Annotated in this window: 3 protein-coding genes and 1 pseudogene; 1 reads left to right on the top strand and 3 read right to left on the bottom strand. The window is 52.3% G+C overall.

Going from position 1 to position 2,367, the window contains the following annotated elements:
* From EOJ37_RS13860 to EOJ37_RS13850, 3 genes are all read right to left on the bottom strand, one after another.
* Positions 1–324, bottom strand: a 324-nt coding sequence (locus EOJ37_RS13860) for an AAA family ATPase (protein ID WP_155522510.1), incomplete at its 3' end; no start/stop codon positions are given.
* Entirely contained in the window at positions 321–1,556 is a 1,236-nt protein-coding gene (locus EOJ37_RS13855; protein ID WP_127960470.1) for a DDE-type integrase/transposase/recombinase, read from the bottom strand. The genes EOJ37_RS13855 and EOJ37_RS13860, both read right to left, overlap by 4 nt.
* Positions 1,557–1,694: 138 nt before the next feature.
* Complete coding sequence (locus tag EOJ37_RS13850; RefSeq protein WP_127960469.1) at positions 1,695–2,090, bottom strand: hypothetical protein; 396 nt, start codon at positions 2,088–2,090, stop codon at positions 1,695–1,697.
* A 187-nt stretch (positions 2,091–2,277) separates the two neighbouring features.
* Between EOJ37_RS13850 and EOJ37_RS13845 the strand changes: the two are divergent.
* Positions 2,278–2,367: pseudogene (locus tag EOJ37_RS13845) on the top strand (IS5/IS1182 family transposase); the annotation flags it as partial.

The following is a 2,367-nucleotide window of genomic DNA, read 5'->3' as shown; positions in this document are numbered from 1 at the left end:
AAAGGCTGCCTCAATGAGGTCGGCCTCCAGGTTTTTTTCTTTGGTTTCCAGCAAGAAAGCCTCTGCCAATTGCCAGATAATCTGGCGATAGGTGTGCATCGTGCGCGAGCAGGAGACCACGGTGGTGTCACGCGCTTTATCGCACGCTTCAATATGCTCGCGCAACACGGTTTTACCCACGCCGGGCTCGCCGATAATCACGGAAAAACCGCCCTGCTGGGCATGAATGCGGATCATCTCAATCGCCTGTTTTTGCTGCGGTAATAACAGTGTGGCTTCACGTTTGAACGGCAGAGTTTTGATCCCCCAGATGGCATTGATCATGAGTGTTTCTCCTTGGGCAGGCGGGCGTTGAGGGACAGGTTCAGGCGGCGGGCGAGGCCATAGCGCTGGCCGTTGAAATAGACGATGTAGCGGTCGCGGCGCTGACGGTCATAGCGGATCTGAATGGTTTTCCCCCGCAGGTCGACGGGGCATTCCCAGCGTTCGGCGTTGATGGAAAACACGTTGACTTTCGAGACCTGACGGTTTTCTTCGACATAAAAGACCTCGTCGGTGAATTCATCCTGTGCGAGGTAGTGGATGCGGGCATGGTCGAGATTAAAACGCTGCAGTGGCGCCATCTGAATGCCGCTATGATATTGAGTATTGTACTGATTTTCTATCCATTCCTGTGCCAGCTGATTGAGGTGCTCCAGCGAGTCAAATTCGAGGTGCATCACCAGAAAACGGTCACGAAACCCACGGAAAAAGCGCTCAATTTTCCCCTTGGCGGCACCGTCACGCACTGGGGCATGGGAGAGATGAATATCGAGGCGCATACAGGCCTGCAATATCGCCGTCGAGCGGTAATTCGACCCATTATCAAAATAGAGCCGCTCCGGCTTGCCACGTTTGTACAACGCGCTGCGAAAGGCGTCGATCATGTTCTCGGTGTTGTCGTGGTAAAAAAATTCACCGTGGGTGATCAGGCGGCTGGCATCGTCGATAAAGGCGATAAAAAAGGTTTTTTTCCACCTGCCGTTAGCGTCACGCAGGCTCGGGCCGTACATCGTGTCGCCTTGCCAGAGCTCGTTGGCGTGCAACATGGCGAAGGCGGTGCGTAATTTGTCGTTAGTTTCGCTTTCAAGCAGGTGGTGATGATTGACGAAGCGGTAAAAGGTGGTTCGGGCAAGTTGCTGTCGTGTAAAGTAATTATGTTCGAGCAAATAGCGATAGAGCGCACTTTTCGGTGTTTTGCCGACCTTGTTTTTACCCAGTTTTGGCAGCGCATCATTCAGGGCTTCGGCCAATTGGGGGAGTGCCACCTTGCGCTGTCGCTGCTTGTCCGAACGGGTTTTCGGCTCCAAGGTAGTGATGCCATCTTTTTTATAGCGATACAGCCAGGTACTGATAGTCCGCCAGGTGAACACATAGCGGATACCGGTTTCCCGGTCGATAAAGGTTTGTTGACTGACGGCTTTTATCCGCTCGCGGACGGTGGCGCCGGGCACATAATCAATGGCGGCAAGGACTTGCAACCGGATGATTAACGGTGGTTTTTTGTTAGACGTCATGATAGGACTCCAGTTAATAAGCTGTCTGGAGGGTAAAAGGCGAGCGGGTGTCTGGCGAGTGACACACTCTGTTGCTGTTCATTATCAATCGGTTAGTGGCATATTGCCTCCTTGGGTACGATGCCAGTGTGGTACAGTTCACAACAACGCGCGTTGAAAGCGGTACTGCACCGCCAGGGGTTCTGGTTGCAAAAAATCCTGCAATGTCGGCAGTAATCGCCTGAGACGATGCGAGGAGAAAGGCGCGGTAGTCTGCTGATCTCGATGTCTTTTTTCAAGCAATACGCGAAAGCTCCCCAGTTGTTGATCAAGCGCCGCCAGCCATCGATAAGCCTGACGGGGCTCGGTGGGCTTCCCTACGGCTTGCTGATAAGCCTGCGTTACCGTTAAGCGATGACATAACAATGAAATAAATTGGATGAAGGTGGAGAGTGGATGGTGTCGGCGGGGGATTGTTTGGGCGAGATAGAGCTGTCGAGTACGCCCACAGCCGTGTCGGCCATAGCGAGTGCTGCAGAATAGGCGTTTTGCCACCACGCGCCGTTTTTTAGAGGAAAGCTGTTTATAAACAAAGCCATGAGGCACCCAATACTGATGTTGATGGCAGGATGAACAGGCATGTTGCGAAGCAAGGCGTGCGGAGGAGTGAGAAAAGTGAGTTAGATCCTATCTCAATAGGAATTGCTGTATAATACATCATGACCATTTCTGAGGGTGAATTATGGCAAATAGCAAGTGGCAGATTAGCGATGAACTGTGGGAAAAGATGGCACCACTGATCCCGGAGCATAAAACTCAGCATCCGTTGGGA

The organism is Serratia microhaemolytica (assembly GCF_004011885.1).
Lineage (GTDB): Bacteria > Pseudomonadota > Gammaproteobacteria > Enterobacterales > Enterobacteriaceae > Serratia_G > Serratia_G microhaemolytica.
This window is presented reverse-complemented; position numbering and strand designations above follow the sequence as displayed.

What these genes read in the sequence shown, in the direction of transcription:
- EOJ37_RS13855 (WP_127960470.1), bottom strand. Translation starts at nt 1,556, where the DNA reads ATGACGTCTAACAAAAAACCACCGTTAATCATCCGGTTGCAAGTCCTT.